General features: G+C 40.7%; 19 protein-coding genes. 4 read left to right on the top strand and 15 right to left on the bottom strand.

What is annotated here, in order from left to right:
• The 11 genes from ACESSZ_RS13225 to ACESSZ_RS13175 all read right to left on the bottom strand — a co-directional run bounded on the left by ACESSZ_RS13225 (position 1) and on the right by ACESSZ_RS13175 (position 12432).
• Entirely contained in the window at positions 1-1077 is a 1077-nt protein-coding gene (locus ACESSZ_RS13225) for a carbamoyl phosphate synthase small subunit (protein WP_008687806.1), read from the bottom strand.
• 102 nt (positions 1078-1179) lie between these two features.
• Positions 1180-1818 carry an orotate phosphoribosyltransferase gene (gene pyrE, locus ACESSZ_RS13220; protein ID WP_008687805.1) on the bottom strand — a complete coding sequence of 213 codons (639 nt, stop codon included), beginning with the start codon at positions 1816-1818 and terminating at the stop codon, positions 1180-1182.
• Position 1819: 1 nt separating this feature from the next.
• On the bottom strand, positions 1820-2521 hold the full coding sequence (gene pyrF / locus ACESSZ_RS13215) for an orotidine-5'-phosphate decarboxylase (RefSeq protein ID WP_008687803.1): 702 nt from the start codon (positions 2519-2521) through the stop codon (positions 1820-1822).
• Positions 2521-3429, bottom strand: a complete 909-nt coding sequence (locus tag ACESSZ_RS13210) for a dihydroorotate dehydrogenase (RefSeq protein ID WP_132224911.1) — start codon at positions 3427-3429, stop codon at positions 2521-2523. Before ACESSZ_RS13210 ends, pyrF begins: the two co-directional genes overlap by 1 nt.
• Positions 3429-4172, bottom strand: a complete 744-nt coding sequence (locus tag ACESSZ_RS13205; RefSeq protein ID WP_128125165.1) for a dihydroorotate dehydrogenase electron transfer subunit — start codon at positions 4170-4172, stop codon at positions 3429-3431. Before ACESSZ_RS13205 ends, ACESSZ_RS13210 begins: the two co-directional genes overlap by 1 nt.
• Position 4173: 1 nt before the next feature.
• Complete coding sequence (gene carB / locus ACESSZ_RS13200) at positions 4174-7374, bottom strand: carbamoyl-phosphate synthase large subunit (RefSeq protein WP_132224913.1); 3201 nt, start codon at positions 7372-7374, stop codon at positions 4174-4176.
• A gap of 1 nt (position 7375) precedes the next feature.
• Complete coding sequence (locus tag ACESSZ_RS13195; protein WP_128125166.1) at positions 7376-8455, bottom strand: glutamine-hydrolyzing carbamoyl-phosphate synthase small subunit; 1080 nt, start codon at positions 8453-8455, stop codon at positions 7376-7378.
• Entirely contained in the window at positions 8452-9738 is a 1287-nt protein-coding gene (locus tag ACESSZ_RS13190) for a dihydroorotase (protein ID WP_128125167.1), read from the bottom strand. The genes ACESSZ_RS13195 and ACESSZ_RS13190 overlap by 4 nt, the downstream gene beginning before the upstream one ends.
• A 10-nt stretch (positions 9739-9748) precedes the next feature.
• A complete protein-coding gene (locus tag ACESSZ_RS13185; protein ID WP_128125168.1) occupies positions 9749-10642 on the bottom strand; it encodes an aspartate carbamoyltransferase catalytic subunit in 894 nt (297 codons plus the stop codon).
• Positions 10643-11010: 368 nt separating this feature from the next.
• Complete coding sequence (locus tag ACESSZ_RS13180) at positions 11011-11475, bottom strand: hypothetical protein (RefSeq protein WP_008978603.1); 465 nt, start codon at positions 11473-11475, stop codon at positions 11011-11013.
• A gap of 24 nt (positions 11476-11499) precedes the next feature.
• Entirely contained in the window at positions 11500-12432 is a 933-nt protein-coding gene (locus tag ACESSZ_RS13175) for an exonuclease domain-containing protein (protein ID WP_499842832.1), read from the bottom strand.
• 149 nt (positions 12433-12581) lie between these two features.
• Between ACESSZ_RS13175 and add the strand changes: the two genes are divergently transcribed.
• A complete protein-coding gene (gene add, locus ACESSZ_RS13170; RefSeq protein WP_128125170.1) occupies positions 12582-13592 on the top strand; it encodes an adenosine deaminase in 1011 nt (336 codons plus the stop codon).
• 276 nt (positions 13593-13868) lie between these two features.
• Here add and ACESSZ_RS13165 read toward each other — a convergent pair whose 3' ends face one another.
• On the bottom strand, positions 13869-14402 hold the full coding sequence (locus ACESSZ_RS13165; protein WP_119983635.1) for a GNAT family N-acetyltransferase: 534 nt from the start codon (positions 14400-14402) through the stop codon (positions 13869-13871).
• Entirely contained in the window at positions 14395-15237 is an 843-nt protein-coding gene (locus ACESSZ_RS13160) for a metallophosphoesterase (protein ID WP_412596877.1), read from the bottom strand. Before ACESSZ_RS13160 ends, ACESSZ_RS13165 begins: the two co-directional genes overlap by 8 nt.
• Before the next feature lie 129 nt (positions 15238-15366).
• On the opposite strand from ACESSZ_RS13160, the gene ACESSZ_RS13155 reads away from it, so the two are divergent.
• Positions 15367-16302, top strand: coding sequence for a PfkB family carbohydrate kinase (locus tag ACESSZ_RS13155; protein ID WP_128125171.1), 936 nt, complete (start codon positions 15367-15369; stop codon positions 16300-16302).
• Here ACESSZ_RS13155 and ACESSZ_RS13150 read toward each other — a convergent pair.
• Positions 16266-17015: an MSCRAMM family protein gene (locus ACESSZ_RS13150; RefSeq protein WP_119983638.1), complete on the bottom strand. Its 750-nt coding sequence runs from the start codon at positions 17013-17015 to the stop codon at positions 16266-16268. The genes ACESSZ_RS13155 and ACESSZ_RS13150 overlap by 37 nt on opposite strands.
• 158 nt (positions 17016-17173) lie before the next feature.
• On the opposite strand from ACESSZ_RS13150, the gene ACESSZ_RS13145 reads away from it, so the two are divergent.
• Complete coding sequence (locus ACESSZ_RS13145) at positions 17174-17680, top strand: peptidoglycan-binding domain-containing protein (protein WP_128125172.1); 507 nt, start codon at positions 17174-17176, stop codon at positions 17678-17680.
• A 57-nt stretch (positions 17681-17737) separates the two neighbouring features.
• Here ACESSZ_RS13145 and ACESSZ_RS13140 read toward each other — a convergent pair whose 3' ends face one another.
• Positions 17738-18397, bottom strand: a complete 660-nt coding sequence (locus ACESSZ_RS13140) for a hypothetical protein (protein ID WP_008687778.1) — start codon at positions 18395-18397, stop codon at positions 17738-17740.
• A 114-nt stretch (positions 18398-18511) separates the two neighbouring features.
• On the opposite strand from ACESSZ_RS13140, the gene ACESSZ_RS13135 reads away from it, so the two are divergent.
• Positions 18512-19534 (top strand): N(5)-(carboxyethyl)ornithine synthase, encoded by a 1023-nt coding sequence (locus ACESSZ_RS13135; protein ID WP_008687777.1) that lies wholly within the window; start codon positions 18512-18514, stop codon positions 19532-19534.
• The last annotated feature ends 215 nt before the right edge of the window (positions 19535-19749 follow it).

Genomic DNA, 19749 nt, shown 5'->3' with positions numbered 1-19749 from the left:
TTACACACGCTCCTTTTCCATCAGTTCCATAAATTGGTCGAATAAATAATTGCTGTCTTCCGGTCCGGGAGCAGCTTCCGGATGATATTGTACACTGAAGATCGGATAGCGCTGATGACGCACACCTTCCACACTTTTATCATTTAAGGCTTGATGACTCATCACCAGTTCGCTATTTTCCAAACTTTCCGCTTCTACTGCATAGCCATGATTCTGTGATGTCATTTCAACTTTGCCGGTTGCTAAATTCATGACCGGATGATTACAACCACGATGTCCGAATTTCAACTTCACGGTATTGGCTCCACAGGCTAAGGCAATCAGCTGATGTCCTAAACAAATTCCAAAGATGACGACCTTTCCCATCAATTCTCGTATGGTCTGTATCGCAACTTGCATATCCTTAGGATCACCAGGACCATTGCTGAGCATTACCCCATCCGGATGCAAGGCTAAGATGGCTTCTGCACTTGTATCGTATGGCATAACGATCAAATCACAATGACGTTTTGATAATTCACGAATGATGCCATGCTTAGCACCAAAATCCAACAATACGACCTTTTTCCCTCGTGATGGAATCGGAAAAGGTTTTTGCGTGGATACACGCGCCACTTGATCATGCAGATACGGTGTTGCTTTTAACATCTTTACCGTTTCCTCAACATTCGCATCTGAATCTGCCAAAATGGCCCGCATCGTTCCACTGTTGCGCAGTTTGCGAGTGATTGCTCTGGTATCCACACCGGCAATGCCTGGAATATGTTTTTGTTTTAAAAAGGTATCTAAGCTCATATCCCCGCGAAAATTGCTAGGTGTTTCACAGTATTCTCTGACCACAAAGCCAAAGACAGCGGGATCCAAACTTTCAAAATCATCTCGATTGATGCCATAATTTCCAATGAGCGGATAGGTCATCAAAACGATTTGTCCGCAATAGGATAAGTCACTCAATACCTCCTGATAACCGCTCATTCCGGTATTAAACACAAGTTCACCGACCTGATAAGTATCATCACCAAAGGCGATCCCTTCATAGACACTGCCATCTTCTAAAATTAATTTTCGTTTTTGCATAACCGTATCCTCCTGTTTGCTTGCCTTACATGTAAGGACTTACATTTCTTTTTTCCACCAAAAAGGCATAGACGCTATCAAATAGTGCTATGCCCCTTTGCTTTACTTCTTCATCCAAGATTCATCTTTTGGATCTTTTTTCCATGCTTTTAATTTTTCAAGATCATTTTCCTTGATGTACGCATTTTCTAAAGCTACATCAATCAAGACATCATAGTTACTTAATGTCTTAAAGCTGCATGCGATAGAATCAAACAATTCACTGCTTGCTGGTAACAGATAGGTAAAGATAGCCACAACACCCAATACCTCAGCACCTGCTTCACGCAAAGATAAGATGACATCCTTTACGGAACCACCGGTAGAAATTAAATCTTCTACAACAACGACTTTCGCACCTTTTTCGATCTTTCCTTCGATCTTATTTCCTTTGCCATGTGTCTTATTGGAACTACGTACATAGCCAAATGGTTTTTCCATCTTATCCGCAACCATTGCACCCCAAGGAATACCGGCAGTAGCTGTACCAACGATGACTTCTGCTTCACTGTATTCTTTCTGAATCAATTCAACAAAGCCCTGTACAACGACACTGCGTTTTTCAGGAAAGGATAATACCAAACGGTTGTCACAGTAGATGGGACTTTTAATACCGCTTGCCCAAGTGAATGGATCATTTGGCTGTAAGGATACTGCCTTAATATCTAACAGGTTTTTCGCAACTGTTTTTTCTATGCTCATCTTATTTTCCCTCCATGATTGCTTCTATTTCGTTATATGTCTTATATGGATCTTCACTCTTGGTGATACTGCGGCCTACGACGATATAGTCACAGCCTTCTTCTTTGGCAAACTGTGGAGTAGCCACACGTTTTTGATCATCCTTAGAATCAGAGCTTAAACGAATGCCTGGGGTTACCGTTAAAAAGTCAGCCCCGCATGCTTCATGAATGGCTCGTGCTTCATGCACGGAACAAACCACACCGTCTAAGCCGCTTTCCTTTGCCAATTTAGCATAGGAAATAACGACATCCTTCACATCTCCGGGAATCAACAATTCTTCATTCATAGCTTCCTGTGAAGTGCTGGTTAACTGTGTGACTGCGATACACAAAGGACGTTTGCCATTGACAGCTCCTTCGTTTAAGCCTTCCATGGCTGCCTTCATCATCGCACTGCCACCGGCCGCATGCAAGTTTACCACATCCACATCCAGCTTTGCCAGATTCTTCATTCCGTTTTTTACCGTGTTTGGAATATCGTGCAATTTCAAATCAAGAAAGATTTTATGCCCTCTTGCCTTGATTTCACGAATCATTTCAAAACCAAACGCATAGGTCAATTCCATTCCAACCTTTACATAGATAGGTTTATCAAACTTATCAAGAAAATTCATCACATCTTCTTTTTTTGAAAAATCCAATGCTACCATCGTTCTGCTCATTACTTAAAACTCCTTCCTACAGCTTCTTGTAAACTGTTTACCCCATAGGTTTCAAGAACCTTTGGCAACTCTTCAATTATTTTAACACAACAGTAAGGATCAATAAAGTTCTGCATGCCAACTTCAACAGCACTTGCCCCGGCATATAAGAATTCTAAGACATCTTCTGCTCTGGTAATACCCCCAACTCCGATGATCGGGATGTTAACAGCCTGGGCTACCTGATACACCATACGAATGGCTACCGGTTTGATAGCAGGTCCACTTAAGCCTCCGGTAACATTCGCCAAGATTGGTTTTCCGGTATGCAAATCTAAGCGCATGCCCATCATCGTATTGATCATGACCAAGCCATCGGCTCCCGCTTCTTCTACCGCTTTCGCAATCTCGACAATGTTGGTAACATTCGGAGATAATTTCACGTAGACCGGCTTATTCGCTGCTGCTTTGGCCATTTTGGTTACTTTGGCAGCCAGTTCAGGTGTTGTGCCTAAACCGATACCGCCATGTTTAACATTCGGGCAACTGATATTTAATTCATAAGCTTTAACAACCTGTGAAGCATTCAGTTTCTCAATGACCTCAACGTATTCTTCTTCACTGGCACCTGCTACATTGGCAATGATTTCCGTATCAAACTGTGCCAGCCATGGCAGTTCTTTTTCCAAGATAACATCGACACCGGGATTTTGTAAACCAATGGCATTTAACATGCCACTTGGTGTTTCCGCAACGCGTGGTGTCGGATTACCAAAACGTTTCTGTGGGGTAGCACTCTTTATCGCAATGCCTCCCAGTAAGCTTAAATCATATAATTCCGCAAATTCACGGCCAAAGCCAAAACAGCCGCTCGCTGGAATAATCGGATTCTTCAGGTTTAATCCTGGCAGTTTTACATGTAGATCCATTAGAATTCCACCTTTCCGATTGGGAATACCGGTCCTTCCTTACAGATGCGATGATATAAGTCGGCTTCTTTTTTATCCTTTGCCACACAAGCCATACATGCCCCAATACCACATGCCATACGGCTTTCAAAAGACATATATCCTTTTTGATAAGCAGCTTCTATCGCCTTTAACATCGGACGCGGACCACAGCTATAAGTAAAATCACAAGTAATGGCATGAGCCTGAATGGCATCCATGACCGTTCCTTTTACACCATAGGAGCCATCCATCGTAGCTACAACGACATGACAGCCTAAGGCTTTAAATTCCTGTTCATAGAAGATGCTGTCCTTATCATTAAATCCTAAGACAACATGTACTTCCTTACGTAACACACGATATTGTTTCGCTAATTCATACAGCGGCGGCACACCAACGCCTCCTCCGATCAATAAGACTTCATTGCGATTTTCATGAATCGGATAGCTGCTGCCTAAAGGTCCGAAGACATCAATGGTATGATGCGCATGTTTCTTAGCTAAGGCTAAAGTGCCATCGCCAACGACCTTATAGACGATAACAAAGCCATCCGCCTCAATGCTGGAGATACTGATAGGACGACGCAGCATATAGCCATCAATCTTGATATTCACAAATTGTCCGGGTTTCATATCCTTTGCCATACCTGCCGCAATTTTCATGCGGTAGGTATCTTTGGCAATTTTTTCATTACTTTGGATAATTCCTTTTTCTTCCTGCATCTTAATCCTCCAATTCGTTCATAGAAATGGTTGTGAAGGTCTGTGCCTCCAGTACACGCAGAATGGCATTTGCCGTATCCAGTGACGTGAAACAGCTGATGTTGTTTTCAGCAGCGGCACGACGAATTTCAAAGCCATCCTGATTAGCGGTCTTGGAAATGCTCATTGTGTTGATGACATAATTGATACGTCCTTTACGAATGACATCTACCACATTCTCGCCTTCTGCTTCATTTACTTTATTTACGGTACGTACATAAATACCGTTTTCTTTTAAGAGATTTGCTGTACCCTTGGTCGCATAGATACCATAGCCGATGTTTGAGAAACGCTTCGCTATCTTTAAGCCTTCCTGCTTATCCGCATCCGCAACCGTCAATAAGACATTGCCATGCAAAGGAATCTTCACTCCACTTGCCAACAGTGCCTTATATAAAGCTTTCTCTAATGTATCATCCCCACCAAGTGCTTCTCCGGTTGATTTCATTTCTGGACCTAAGGTTGTATCAACACTGCGCAGTTTGGCGAAAGAGAAGACTGGTGCTTTTACAAAGACACGTTCACCTTCTGGATGTACGCCTTCTTCATAGCCCTGTTCTTTTAAGGAATGGCCAAGTACACAGCGGGTTGCCACATAACTCATTGGTACACCGGTAATCTTAGATAAGAATGGTACGGTACGAGAAGAACGTGGATTTACTTCCAGCACATACACTTTCTCATCTTTATCAACAATGAACTGAATATTGTATAAGCCGATGAAGTGGAAACCTTTTCCGATGCGGATGGCATACTCAATGATCGTATCCTTCACCTTTTGAGAAGCTGTTGGTGCTGGATAAACGGAGATTGAGTCACCGGAATGGACACCGGCACGCTCGATATGTTCCATGATACCTGGAATATACACATGCTCACCATCACAGATAGCATCAATTTCCATCTCTTTACCAACGATATATTTATCTACCAAGATTGGGGCATCATGACTGATTTCCTTTACCGCAGTTGCCATGTATATCTTCAAGTCATCATCGTTATGCACGATTTCCATGGCACGGCCACCTAATACATAGCTTGGACGCACTAATACCGGATATCCGATTTTATTCGCGATCACCAAGGCTTCTTCTACCGTTACCGCCGTTTCTCCCATTGGTTGTGGAATATCTAGCTTATGCAGCATTTCTTCAAATTCATGACGATCTTCGGCACGGTCGATATTTTCTAAAGAAGTACCTAAGATCTTCACACCGCGTTCTACCAGCTTATCGGCTAAGTTGATAGCGGTCTGTCCACCGAACTGCACAATGACACCTAATGGCTGTTCCAGATCGATGATGTGCATAACATCTTCAATCGTCAATGGTTCAAAATATAATTTATCGGAAATGGAGTAATCCGTCGATACTGTTTCCGGATTGTTGTTAATAACGATGGCTTCATAACCACATTCACGTAAAGTCTTTACACAATGCACCGTCGCATAGTCAAATTCGACACCCTGTCCGATACGGATAGGACCACTTCCTAACACGATGATCTTCTTATTATTGCTGGAGATACTTTCGTTTTCATGCTCATACGTAGAATATAAGTATGGGGTATGGGATACATACTCTCCGGCACAGGTATCCACATTCTTATATACCGGAATGATCTGATGCTGTTTGCGCAGTTCATATACTTCACGCTCGCTCATCTCCCATTTTCTGGCGATATAGCTATCCGCAAAGCCCATTTTCTTCGCATATCGTAAGACTTCTAAATCCCCTTTATGGGCAGCGATGACTTCTTCATAGGCAACGATATTTTTGAAACGATTTAAGAAATAGCGATCCATCTTCGTTACGTTAAAGATATCCTCTACACTAGCGCCTCTTCTTAATAGAGCGGTAATGACATAGATACGTTCATCATCACTGCGTTCTAACTTCTTCCACAGCTCTTCTTCACTTAAGGCATTGACATCCTTTTGTTCCAGATGATCGGTCTTCATTTCAAGAGAACGGATGGCTTTTAAGATAGCTTCATCAAAGGTACGTCCAATGGACATGACCTCACCGGTTGCCTTCATCTGCGTACCTAAGGTACGATCCCCTTTTGGGAATTTATCAAAGGCAAAGCGTGGGAATTTCGCAACAACATAGTCGATGCATGGTTCTACACAGGCATAGCTTGTCTGCGTAACCGGATTGATGATTTCATCCAGTGTCAGACCAACCGCAACCTTCGCAGCTAGTTTGGCAATTGGATAACCGGTTGCCTTACTTGCTAAGGCACTGGAACGTGAAACACGCGGATTGACCTCGATCACATAGTATTTAAAGGAATTTGGATCTAAGGCCAACTGGACGTTACAACCACCGCAAATCTTTAAGGCGCGAATGATCTTTAAAGCAGATGCACGCATGATGCCACATTCACGATCGGTTAAGGTCTGCGTCGGTGCTACAACGATAGAATCCCCGGTATGAATACCAACTGGATCCACATTTTCCATGTTGCAGACAACGATGGCATTATCTGCATTATCACGCATAACTTCGTATTCGATTTCTTTATAGCCCGCAATGCTTTGTTCAATCAGACACTGATGTACCGGAGAAATCTTTAAACCATTATCACAAATCGTACGTAGTTCTGCTTCACTGTGCGCAAAACCACCACCGGTACCACCTAAGGTAAAGGCTGGACGTACAACAACCGGATAACCGTTTATATTTGCGAAGTCAACGGCTTCTTCAATGGTATGCACAATGACACTTTCCGGTACCGGTTCACCGATTTCATACATCAGTTCACGGAATTTATCACGGTCTTCGGCTTTTTCAATAGCATCCAATGCCGTACCTAAAACTTCCACATGGTATTCATCTAAGATGCCGCTTTCTGCCAATTCAACGACCAGATTCAAGCCGGTCTGTCCACCTAAGCTACCCAAAATAGCATCCGGACGTTCTTTATAGATGATACGGCTGGCAAATTCCAGTGTTAATGGTTCAATGTAAACACGATCCGCAATGACTGAATCGGTCATGATCGTTGCAGGGTTAGAGTTAATCAAAACGACTTCATAGCCTTCCTCACGCAAAGAGGTACAAGCCTGTGTGCCGGCATAATCAAATTCTGCCGCCTGTCCGATGACGATTGGTCCAGAACCAATCACCATGATTTTCTTAATATCTGTTCTCTTTGGCATTCTATTCAGCACTCCTTTCCTGCATCATCTTGCAGAAATCATCAAATATATAATTGCAGTCATCTGCTCCTGGAGCAGCCTCTGGTTCAAAGGAGAAAGACAGCAATGGATAAGTTTCATGTTCACAACCTTCAATCGAATTATCATTTAATGCCTTATAAGTCACGATCAAGCCGGTTCCGATAAGGGAATCTTCCGCAATCTCATAGCCATGGTTTTGCGCCGTAAACTCAATTTTATTTTTCTTTAAGTTACGTACCGGTGAACTATTGCCATGATGGCCAACCTTCATCTTAACGACTTTTGCGCCACATGCACAAGCGATCACTTCATGACCTAAACCAATGCCCAACATTGGCAGCTTGCCTAATAAAGCTTTGCAGGTTGCAATCGTTTCCGGAATATCTTCCGGTGCCCCAGGGCCACCGCTGAAGACTACACCATCCGGATGGATTGCTAAGATATCCTCAGCACTCATATTGTAAGGCACAACAACCAAGTCACAGCCACGCATGTTAAATTCACGGATGACCGCAAACTTCGTTCCGATATCCACCATGACAACCTTTGCGCCACGTGATGGAATCGGGAATGGTTTTTGCGTAGATACCTGCTGTACTCCATCATGAGGCAATTCGCTATTTTTCAGCATGGCAACAACTTCTTCCACATTTGCATCTTCATCTGCCATGATTGCCTTTAAAGTACCATGATCTCTGATCTTACGCGTAATTTCACGAGTGTCAATATCGGCAATACCCGGGATACCTTTTAATTTCATGAAGGCATCTAACGTCATATCACTGCGAAAGTTACTAGGCTCTTCACAGTATTCTTTTACAACAAAGCCAAATACCATAGGGGAAATACTTTCAAAATCATCGCGGTTGATACCGCAGTTGCCCATTGCCGGATACGTCATCATAACGATTTGTCCATAATACGATAAATCAGAAATGATTTCCTGATAACCGCTCATACCAGTCTGAAAGATCAATTCTCCCATACGATAATTGTCAGCGCCAAAAGCAATTCCTTCATACACACTGCCATCTTCTAAAATCAAGCGTCTTTTTTTCATGCGAATTCCTCCTTCTTGTGTTCATACACACAGGTTCCATTGCAGAAGGTCTGGATGACCCAGCCTGCTGCCTCTACACCGTCAAATGGTGTGTTCTTACCTTTCGAATAAAACTTGTCTTTGTCCACCTTGTGATAGCTTTCCAGATCTACAAGGATGAAATCAGCGTCATAGCCTACGGCTAATTTACCTTTGCGCTTTAAGCGGAAACGTTTTGCTACAGCTTCACTCATCCAATACACGAGCTGTCCTAAGGTAAAGCGTTTTTCTTCTTTCACAAATTTCGTATATAGTAAGGGGAAGGCGGTTTCTAAGGCGACGATGCCAAAGGGTGCCTCTTCCATACCTTTTTGTTTTTCTGCTTCTGCATGAGGGGCATGATCGTTAGCGATAAAATCAATCGTGCCATCCAGCAAGCCTTGAATCAGTGCTTGGCGATCTTCTTCGCTGCGCAGCGGTGGATTCATCTTATGGTTAGGACCTTCAACATCCATCTCATTTAGCAACAAGTGATGTGTGGTTACTTCACCACTGCAATCCACACCAAGAGCTTTATATTCTTTTAAATAGGCAACACTTTCCTTCGCGCTCATATGACACACATGATAGCGACAACCGATAGCTTTCGCTAAGTCTAAATCACGTTTCATCTGCGCATATTCACAAGCACTGGGAATCCCTAATAGATGCAGTTCTTGATTGCGAATGCCTTCATGCATACAAGCCTTTGGTCTGCGATAGCGCATATCTTCCGTATGTGCCACGATCATACCATCTACTTCCTTGCATGCCTGCATCGCTTGTTTCATCATTTCCGCTGTTGCCACACCAACACCATCATCAGAGAAAGCATGAATGCCCATGGCACTCAGTCCTTTCATATCTACGACTTCCTTGCTGGCTTCCCCTTTTGTGATACAAGCATATGGCAGTACATGAACAAGTGCATCCTGTTTGATTTTTGCTAAGTAGGCAGTCATCGTATCAACATTATCCGGATAAGGGATGACATTGGGCATCGCCATGATCGTTGTAAAACCACCATGGGCAGCTGCCTTGGTGCCGCTTTGAATCGTTTCCTTATGCGTATAACCCGGTTCTCGCAAATGCACATGTGCATCGATCAAACCTGGCAATACCGCATGTCCTGCGGCATCAATCACTTCCGCCTCAGTATCATCAATATGTTCTGCTATCTGTTTGATCCCGGTTTCATCAAAAAGCATTTCTGCTTTCTTTAACTCGTTATCCAACAGCAAATAGCCATTTTTTATCAGTTTCATATGCTTCCTCCTAGCGATCAAATGGCGCATAGCCTAACGCGCGTTTCACAACAGCCTTACGTACCAGCACACCATTGCTCATCTGCTGAAAGATGCGGCTGTTTTTAGCTTCTACCAAGTCACTGTCAATTTCCACACCGCGATTGACCGGTGCAGGATGCATGATAATCGCATTTGGCTTCATCATGGCCGCTCTTTCCTTTGTCAAACCATAGTTTTGCAAGTATTCTTCCTTGCTCATCTTCATGGTTTCTTGATGGCGTTCATGCTGAATGCGCAGCATCATAACAACATCTGCCCATTGCACAGCTTCATTTATATCTTTATAAGAAGCATCGGTTTCTACCCATTCCTTAGGACCGCTGAAACAAACTTCTCCGCCAAGCATGTCCATTGCTTCCTTGATGCTGTTGGCAACACGGGAATGCTTTACATCACCAATCACGGCAACCTTAATACCTTCAAAGGTATGAAATTCTTGATAGATCGTTAATAAATCCAATAAGCATTGGGTTGGATGATTCCCACAGCCATCACCTGCATTTAAGATTGGAATTTGAATATTTTCCAATTCTTTAAAGTATTCATCCTGACTATGGCGAATAACAAGCGCATCAAAGCCAATGCTTTCAAATGTCTTTACGGTATCGTATAAGGATTCTCCTTTTTCAACGCTGCTTCCCTGTGCGGTGAAGTTTTCCACGCTTGCTCCTAATTGATGCTGTGCTGATGCAAATGAGAAGTGCGTTCGTGTGCTTGGTTCAAAAAAAAGATTAGCAATCAACGTACGACGAGGAAATTGCCAATCTGATTGGGAACACGAAAACGCTTCAGCATCATGGAGAATATCAAAAATCTCTTCTTTTGTTAAATCGCAGATTCTTAACAAACTGTTTTTGTTCATAACCTAACCTCCATGGCTTTAAAAAAAGCCCTTTTGCATACAAAAGGGCCTTACATCACTATCTCCAGTTATCTTTCCTTCATAACCTCTCTGGATTATTTTAAAGGACCTTTTTCTATTGATAATTTTACCATATATCATCAAGATTACAAGAATTTTTTTATGAAATTCATACGCACATTAGCTCATCTTATTTCTACACTGCATTTTAAGCTTTCTGAATCACTTCCTTTTTTGATGCGTATCTTCTTAACGATACGGATATCGCATGCCCTACCATTTCTTTCTATTATTTTTGAATGTCTTTTTATAACACAGATAGATCCTTTCCTATATGGTCTATTAAGAAACGTTCTTCCATTCCTTTACTATCTTTTATTATATAGCATTTCTGTTTCATCATTTGCCAGTATCTTGTACTTTTTTTCTTGATTGGCAATAAATTGCTCACTATAGCGGAAAAATTCATGAAAACGTGATGTAAGCTCCACATCTCGCGTCAATAAGCGATGGGCATATTCTTGTCTTATTATATCATCATGAAATTGAAATAAAAAATCATACATGAAGAAATAAGCATGCAACTCTTTTTTAGCACAAAGGCCACTCGTACTTAACAATGCCGTATAAGATAATAAAGCATCTACACATTGTTCGACACTTTGGTTTAGTGCCTGTAAATGTTTTTTGGCCTGGTTACTGCGAATATATGGATTTCTATCCCAAAAAGGCGCATGCTGCAACTGCTCTAACTGCTTTTTTAAATCATTGACATAAAGCTTCAGCTTAGCTCCTTCTATATAAATCTTTCGCTGTATGGATGAATCCATCATGCTAACACCCGCTTTAAGATTGCTTCAACCATCGTAGCATTGCGATAATGCAGTGGATATTTTTTTTACAACATCTTTTTGACGATGTAGAAAACGTAAAGATACGCTTGGCATTTCATCCTGCAAATCAATTTTCATCCATAATTGCAATTCGTCATATGGATAACACATTTCGCCCTGGATAAACTTTTTCCGTTTCCAATGCATATGAGTTCTTGTTTCTCTGTCCTCCCAAAGTTGAAACTGCTCTATTACTTCCGGCAATAAAGGTATCTTCACGAATTCTTTTGGATATTTTTGAAATTGCTGAATCATCATGGTCCGCAATCGTTCATTTTGTTTCCGTCGCACTTCCTGTTGTTTAGCCTCTTTACGATTTACTATATCCAAGATACGCTGAGCATTTTGTGCATTACCATCTAAATAACGTTGATGAATATACATCAGATCTTTCGCATCATTTAATGCATTATGATCAACAGCCCCCTGAATATCATAGATCAGCTTCATATCATCCAAAGATAAGCTTGGAGAAATAATCTTATTTTGAAATTTTACGGTTGCGGATATTTCTTTTTGTAAATCTTGAATACGATCAAACAGTGCACCATCAATATGATGAATAGCACAATTTTTCATTAATGTTCTGCGATCATCCGGCCCACAGCTGTATAACTGAATATCGGCTAACTCACCAAAGCGTTGCAACCATGATAAAAAATGCTCTGTGACCACTTCCAAGGGCTCAGCAGCTAAAATTTCTTTATCTTTTAAATGCGTCATCTTTTTTACAACAGGTGTCAAATGGCGAAAATATCTTGGCCGTACTAATGTGTAAAACGTATCTAACATCTGTTTTTGTCGACAAGCCACAGCACCAAAACTGATGACCGCCTGTTCAAAGCGTTTCTGATAGCGCACTGCATCAAATTCTGCATCAATATATACTTGAATCATCTTGTTACCTCACTGTTCTTATTATAGTAAGATTTGAAACAGAAAGCAATAAAGGGCTCCCTTTTTCAGCAATTTGCCTGCGTATATGTGAAATATGCTGGCAATTCATGGTAAAATAGAAATAGTTTTAAGAAAAAGGAGCACTGGTTATGTTTACACATAAGAAAATAGACTTACATTTACACTTTGATGGTTCTTTACCCTTAGCATATGCGTATACTTTGGCAAAGCAACACCCATCCTTACAAAAACTAGATGAAAAAGCCTTTCAAAAACGGATGCAGGTAGATGCTGATTGTCATTCCCTGTACGATTATTTAGCACGTTTTGATACACCGCTGGCTTTATTACAGACACCGGAAGCGTTATACTTTGGCATGTGTGCGTGCATCGAAAACTTAGCTAATCAAGGTCTTATCTATGCTGAAATCCGCTTTGCTCCACAACAGCATACGCGAGGTGGTTTATCACAACAGCGTGTAGTTGAAATCTTATTGCAGGCACGAAAAGATTGTGCCTTGCGCTTTTCGCAACTTAAAGTAAATTTCATTTTATGTATGATGGTACTTGGTGAAGAATCGCTAACACATCAGGCGAATGTAGAAACTGTGCATTTATGTCACCGCTATCTTAAGGATGGCGTCGTTGCCCTTGATTTAGCCGGTGCAGAAGGGTTAGCCCCGATGATAGATTTCAAACAATTATTTGCTTTGGCACGCTCTTATCAAATTCCCTTGACCATTCATGCTGGTGAAAGTTATGGTCCAGAAAACATTAAAACCGCCATTGCCTTTGGAGCATCAAGGATTGGGCATGGGACAAGTGCCTTGCAAGATGAAGAAGTCATGGCTTTATTAAGAGATCAACAAATACCGCTAGAAGTCTGTATTACCAGTAATGTACAATGTGAAGTCACAGCATCGTATGAGGCACATCCTATTCATCAATATCTCTCCTATGGCATTCCTATCACAATCAATACCGATAATATGACCATTTCACATACCGACCTAGATAAAGAATATGCTTATCTGATAAAGTACCAAAATTTTCAGGAAGAAGATTTAGCTGCCTGTCTGTCAACTTCGCTGCAAGCTGCCTTTTTAAGTGAACATGAAAAGAATGAATTGCGTAACCTTTTGCAAAAGGAGTCTTTGTGATGCTAAAAGAATATACCTTTTTGGCATGGTTTACTTGCCTTTTCATTCTTATCCTTTTAAAAGCTGTTATGCTACTAGAAACAAAGCATTCGTAACGCATAACGATTAGTATACTCTTGAAAAGATAAAAGGTGAAGTTAGCGGCTATGCGAAAACGCTAAAATAAGAAGATCGTACCTATTGTATTCTGAAAAGAACCCTTTTCGTTTGGTTATCCAAACGTTAGGGTTCACTTCCTTACTTAAGATACTATCTTCTTTTTTTCTTATCTTTTGTTCACCGTTTATGAATATATGGATTTTCGGCACAGTACACAAAATGGCACATATCCATATGGTAATACTGCTTAACGATAACGCCGGTTTTTATCATGCCGTTACGTTCTGCAACCTTGATAGATGCCGCATTATTATCGCGAATGATAGAAAAGACCCAAGGGGCATGAAGTTTGGTAAACGCATATTCCTTCACTGCTTTCGCTGCTTCAATCGCATACCCTTGATGCCAATATGCTCGCTGTAGCAGATAGCCGATTTCAAGTAGCTTTCGACCATCGATTTCTTGTATTGTTAAACCACACTGTCCTATGAAATTACCATCATGTTTCCTAATCAACGCCCATAAACCGAAACCATCTTCATCATAACGAGCTAACTGGCGCTGTAGCCACGCTTCCACTTCTTCATCACTAAATGCATGCGCATAAGCATACATGGCGACTTCATCCTGCAATGTTTTCTTCAAATTATCCATATCATCGTAACACAACTTACGAAATACTAAGCGATTTGTTTCTAAGATGTTATCCATGAGACAATACGACCGTAATCAAATGCGGATGATTATGAATGCGCAAAGGGAACTTACTATTTCCCAATCCACGGCTGACAACTAACACACTGTCTTTTCCATGATACAATCCATCACAATAAGTAGGTTTCCATCCTTGATGAGGAGAAAATAATCCCTGTCGATGACCGATTCCTATTTGACCGCCATGGGCATGACCACTAAAAATCAAATGATAGCCACAAGCTTCATACCAAGGAAAATATTCCGGACGATGACTTAATAAAATCGTAAAATCATCTTTAACCGCTTTGCGCAGTTCAACCAAAGTTCGTGCAAATTGCGAAGAACTATCCTCATAAAAATATGGGTCTTTCACACCTACGATAGCCATTGTATCGTCATCCTTTGATAAATAAGCTATGCGATTATCCAAAATCTTAACGCCTTGTTTTCGCAAATATGCAACCAGTGTTAAATAAATAGGACTATTCGCCTCATGATTTCCCGGTACATAATACACAGGAGCCATACGTACAATTTCCTGAATGAGGGCTTTCATAGGTCTAAGGTTTGTTTCCTTGCTTCTTGCTCCATCAATTAAATCACCGGTAATTACAATGATATCTGCATGTGCAAACTGTATTTCTTTTAACAGTTTTTTCTGGTAATGTCCAAAGCTGGTATTATGCAAATCAGAGATATGCAATATGCGACAGCCATGAAACGCATTCGGTACCTTTTTATTCTGATACACAAAGGTTTCACAATCTAAGGTATGATTTTCATGATAGCTCCACCAAATGCCCCCTGTACACATTGTCCCTGCTAAAAAGGCCTTTGTTTTATTTTTCATATGTTTCACCTCACATAGGATTTCTATGTAAAATTATACCACCTTTTTCTGTCTTTTCCTATTCTTTTCCTTAATAGCTATGCTATAATACTTACACGAATAAGCATAGAAAAGTAAAGGGAGATTTTCATGAAAGAAACGCATATCGGAATCATTGGTTCCTGTGTCTGTGATGTCATCCTGACATTACCTAAACTTCCCACAACAGCACAAGATGTACATCTGTATACCCAAACGATGCGATTAGGTGGTTGTGCATACAACGCTGCGCAAGTGTTACAAGTACTCCAACAACCCTATGTATTGTTTTCGCCTGTGGGCAAAGGAATTTATGGAGATTATGTACGTACTCATCTGCATGATAACCATATGCATTCCATAATCGAAGATGTTGAAGACGAAAACGGCTGTTGTTATTGCTTAGTTGAGGATAGTGGTGAACGTACCTTTTTATCCTTACATGGCTGTGAATATCGCTTTCAGAAAGCTTGGTTCACAAGACTGAATGCCTATACCTTTGACAGTGTATATATTTGCGGTTTAGAAATAGAGGAAGATAGTGGTCGTTATATTTTAGAATGGCTCCAACAACACCCTGAAGTGACTATCTATTTTGCCCCTGGGCCACGAATTTGTAAAATACCGTCAGAGCGCATGCAGGCATTGTTACGCATGCATGCCTTACTTCATATCAATGAAGAAGAAGCACTATCCTATACCCATTCAACAAGCATTCAACAAGCTGCCACAATGCTTTATGCCCAAAGTCATGCACCAATCATCATTACATTAGGAGCGAATGGTGTTTATTTCTATGATGGCATGCAAGCATTCACCATTCCTTCCCCAAGTGTACAAGTAAAAGATACGATTGGAGCCGGTGATACCCATATAGGAGCTTTGCTTGCCCTAAGACACATGAAAAAGGATTGGCCAACTGCCCTTTTCTATGCCAATCAGCTAGCTGCAAAAGTTGTTTCGCATGTAGGTGCTGACTTACGCAAAGAAGATGTAACAGACTTATTCCCTCACATAAAATCTTTACGTAATTGTTGGAAACCATGATAATGTAAATACCACCAGATACTGCCACATGCAATTAAACATAAACCAAAAAATAAATAAAGCGCGTCATGTGAGGAAGAAACATTACCGCTTTTTTTCTGCAAATGGAAATAAATATTCTGAATCTGCTTATGATTTTTCGAAGTCATCGTGAAACGCAGACCTTCCTCATTCTCCTTATATAAATGCTCATCTAAAACGGCTAAACGATAATTACCTAAAAAAAGATGTTCCGCCATAAACATCCCCTCTTGATTCGTTTCCCCCTGACAGCAACGCTGGTTCTGTTCATCTAACACTTGTAAAGACATTTTTGCAATGGCTTTTCCCTTTTCATCCTGTAACCATATCCGCACACTCCCTTCCATATGCGCATTACGTATTGTATCTACAACAAGTGTCTTATCCTGCTGCAACGAAATCGCTAGTGGTTTTTCCATCATCTCATAGCCATAAGGGCTGCTTTCTTGACTCAGCACATAATCTCCTGCCGGCAATTCTGTAATTTTCCATTCTCCTTTGGCATTGGTGATAACAGCATCTTTCATAACGGCACCATATTGATATAAAGTGAAACTTGCCCCTTGTACAGGGTGTCCCTTTTCATCTAACACTTTACCTTCAACACAATATCCTTCCTCTTTTGCGGTAACCGCTGTTACCATCAAGAAGACACTCACCAATACTGACCCAATCCACTTGAATAATCTCATATGCTCACCTCATGACAGTGTATGAATCAAAGCAATGAAAAAAAACCTTTTTCATCTAAAAACATCCTTTGTTTCCTCTCTTCATGTCGATGCTTCTAGGCAATCATTGAGATGAATATGCACATGTTACATATAGTATAAGGAAAGGAGATGAAAGAATGGCTACACAATATGTAATTAAACGAGGTGACCTCGGTATCGGTGTGAACAAACTGCAGGCATATCTGAATATGATGCAACAACGGAATCTAATTTCTACCGTGAATAAACAAGATGGTGTCTTTGGCCCATTAACAGAAACAGCCGTACGGGAATGGCAACGTTATGCCGGCTTACCAATTGATGGTATTATCAATTATAATACCTGGAATTCTCTTGTCGATAAGCTTCGTGAATTAGGTGTCGTCACCAATATTCCGGTTGCCAATCGTGGTTTTTATTTATCCAGCGGTCAACAAGGACTTTCCGTATTTAAAATGCAAGAATACCTCAATGAAATTGCAGCCACCAATAAATGTCTGCGTCCGATTCCGGTAGATGGCATCTATGGACCAAGAACCGTCGCTGCTGTACAGCAATATCAGTATTTATATGATTTAAATGTCGATGGTGTCATCGGTAGCATGACCTGGGATAGCATCATCAATGAGCGTAATAAGCTCTAACCTTTACAAACGTATAAAAAAAGAAGACATCCCCTTGCAAAGATATCTTCCATAAGTTTATGAATAACGCACAGGACGATCAAACTCAAGTACATCGTCCTCTACATAATGCTCAATTGCTGCAGTTTGATTCTTCTGAAACATATCCGGTAAGCGACGCTTTTGTAGGATATAGTTCAATAAACCAATCAAAGCAGCATTTATAAGTGACATTAAAAAATTCAATTTTAAAACAAGGATAAAGATTAAAAGGATAATAACAACTAAACCAGCAGTAATTAACAACAAACGTTTACTGATGAAGTTATATGTATCTTCCAAAAAATCCGTGTAACGCTCAATAAACTCAAGCATTTCTTCCGGTATCGTATAAGGAATCATATCCAAAAAACGCGGACGTTTTTTCTTAGGATTTTCATAGCATTCCTTAATTTTCAGCATGCGCATGGCACAAAAGCGTGCAGCATTTTTATTTTCCTGCTGTTCATACTTCAGTCCTTCCATATACATAAGCTTCATATATTCTTCACTTGTTAACTCATTTTCGGTATGCGTCAACAATTCTTTTAATCGTGCATCTAATCCGGCATCTACATGCTCATCCATAATTTTAAAATCCTGATAGATTTCATTCAACACCGTTTCAAATTGAAAATCTACAGATTCCGCCGTTACTTCCTTTGTTTCTACGGCTTCTAAGGTTTCTTTTTGTTCCATGATATTCCTACTTTCTATTCTGTTAGTAATTATAGCATACCCTTTTCTGTTTGCGAAAGGATTTCATGAATTCTTTTCCTTCTGTTTTCATCTATGTTATACTAAGGATGCAACATGAAAGAAGATGATCTCATGAATACCGTAGGATTAATGATTCCGACAAAAGAACATGAACATCGCCGCGTTTTACGTCCATGCGACATCGCATCTATGAAACACAAGGAACAACTGTATCTCTGCCATGGCTATGGAGAGATATGCGGATTTTCAGATGAGGATTATCGAGCTAGTGGCGCTCATATAGATGATCCTAAAGAAGTGATGAGAAAGCAAATCATCTGCGACCCAAAAATCGGAGATGCCAGCTATCTACAGGATCTGGCAGATGGCACGATTTTGTTTGGCTGGGTACATCCTGCCGAAACCAAAGAACGCGCAGAATTGCTGATGCGTAAAAAAATGAATGCCTTTGCCTGGGAAAACATGTATGAGGAAGGTCGTGCTGTTTTCTATAAAAACAGTGAATTGGCTGGCAAGGCTGCTGTTTTACATGCTTTTCAATTATACGGAACACTTCCTCAAGGGAAGAAAGTAGCAATCTTAGGAAATGGCAACACAGCAAAAGGAGCTATGCAAATATTGTATCAGCTAGGTGCTTATGTGGATGTTTATCCACGTAAGGCTGAACAAGCATTTCTTCATCATTTTCAGGAATATGATGTTATCATAAATTGTATTTTATGGGATGTTGAACGAAGTGATCACATTTTGTATCTCAGTGATCTAAAAAAGATGAAACCACATGCGATGATCATTGATGTTAGCTGCGATGCACATTGTGCCATTGAATCTTCTCAACCAACAACCTTTACCCATCCGGTGTATGAGATTGATGGGATATTGCATTATGCTGTTGATCATACACCTAGCTTGTTTCATCGAAGCTTCTTAGAGGATTGCGGACCGATCTGTGCACATTATCTGGATATCCTGATTGCAGATGGCAATGACCCTGTTTTACAAGAAGCAAACATTCTGAAAGATGGTGTCTTTACCAATAACGACATCTTTGTTTATCTGCAGATGCTCGAAAATAACAACATCTTGTTTAAAAACAAGATGGCTGAAAACGATTGATTGCCAGCTAGTTTTGACATCATCCTTTGCTTAATAGCGGTAACATATACCAAATTGAATAAGATGATTAAGAAACCAGTGATAACTGATGATATACCAGCTTAAGAAAAAAGCTGTAATACTAGTGGAAAATGAAAAGGGTATCCAAAATCTTTAGGGGTCTGAAATTTAGGGGCAACTTTAGGGGTCTAGACTTTAGGGGGTTATTTCAAATG

Origin of the sequence: Eubacterium sp. 3_1_31, assembly GCF_964249515.1 — a bacterium.
Taxonomy (GTDB): domain Bacteria; phylum Bacillota_I; class Bacilli_A; order Erysipelotrichales; family Erysipelotrichaceae; genus Longicatena; species Longicatena caecimuris.
Note: the sequence above shows the minus strand (reverse complement) of the source record. Positions and strands in the feature narration are given on the sequence as shown.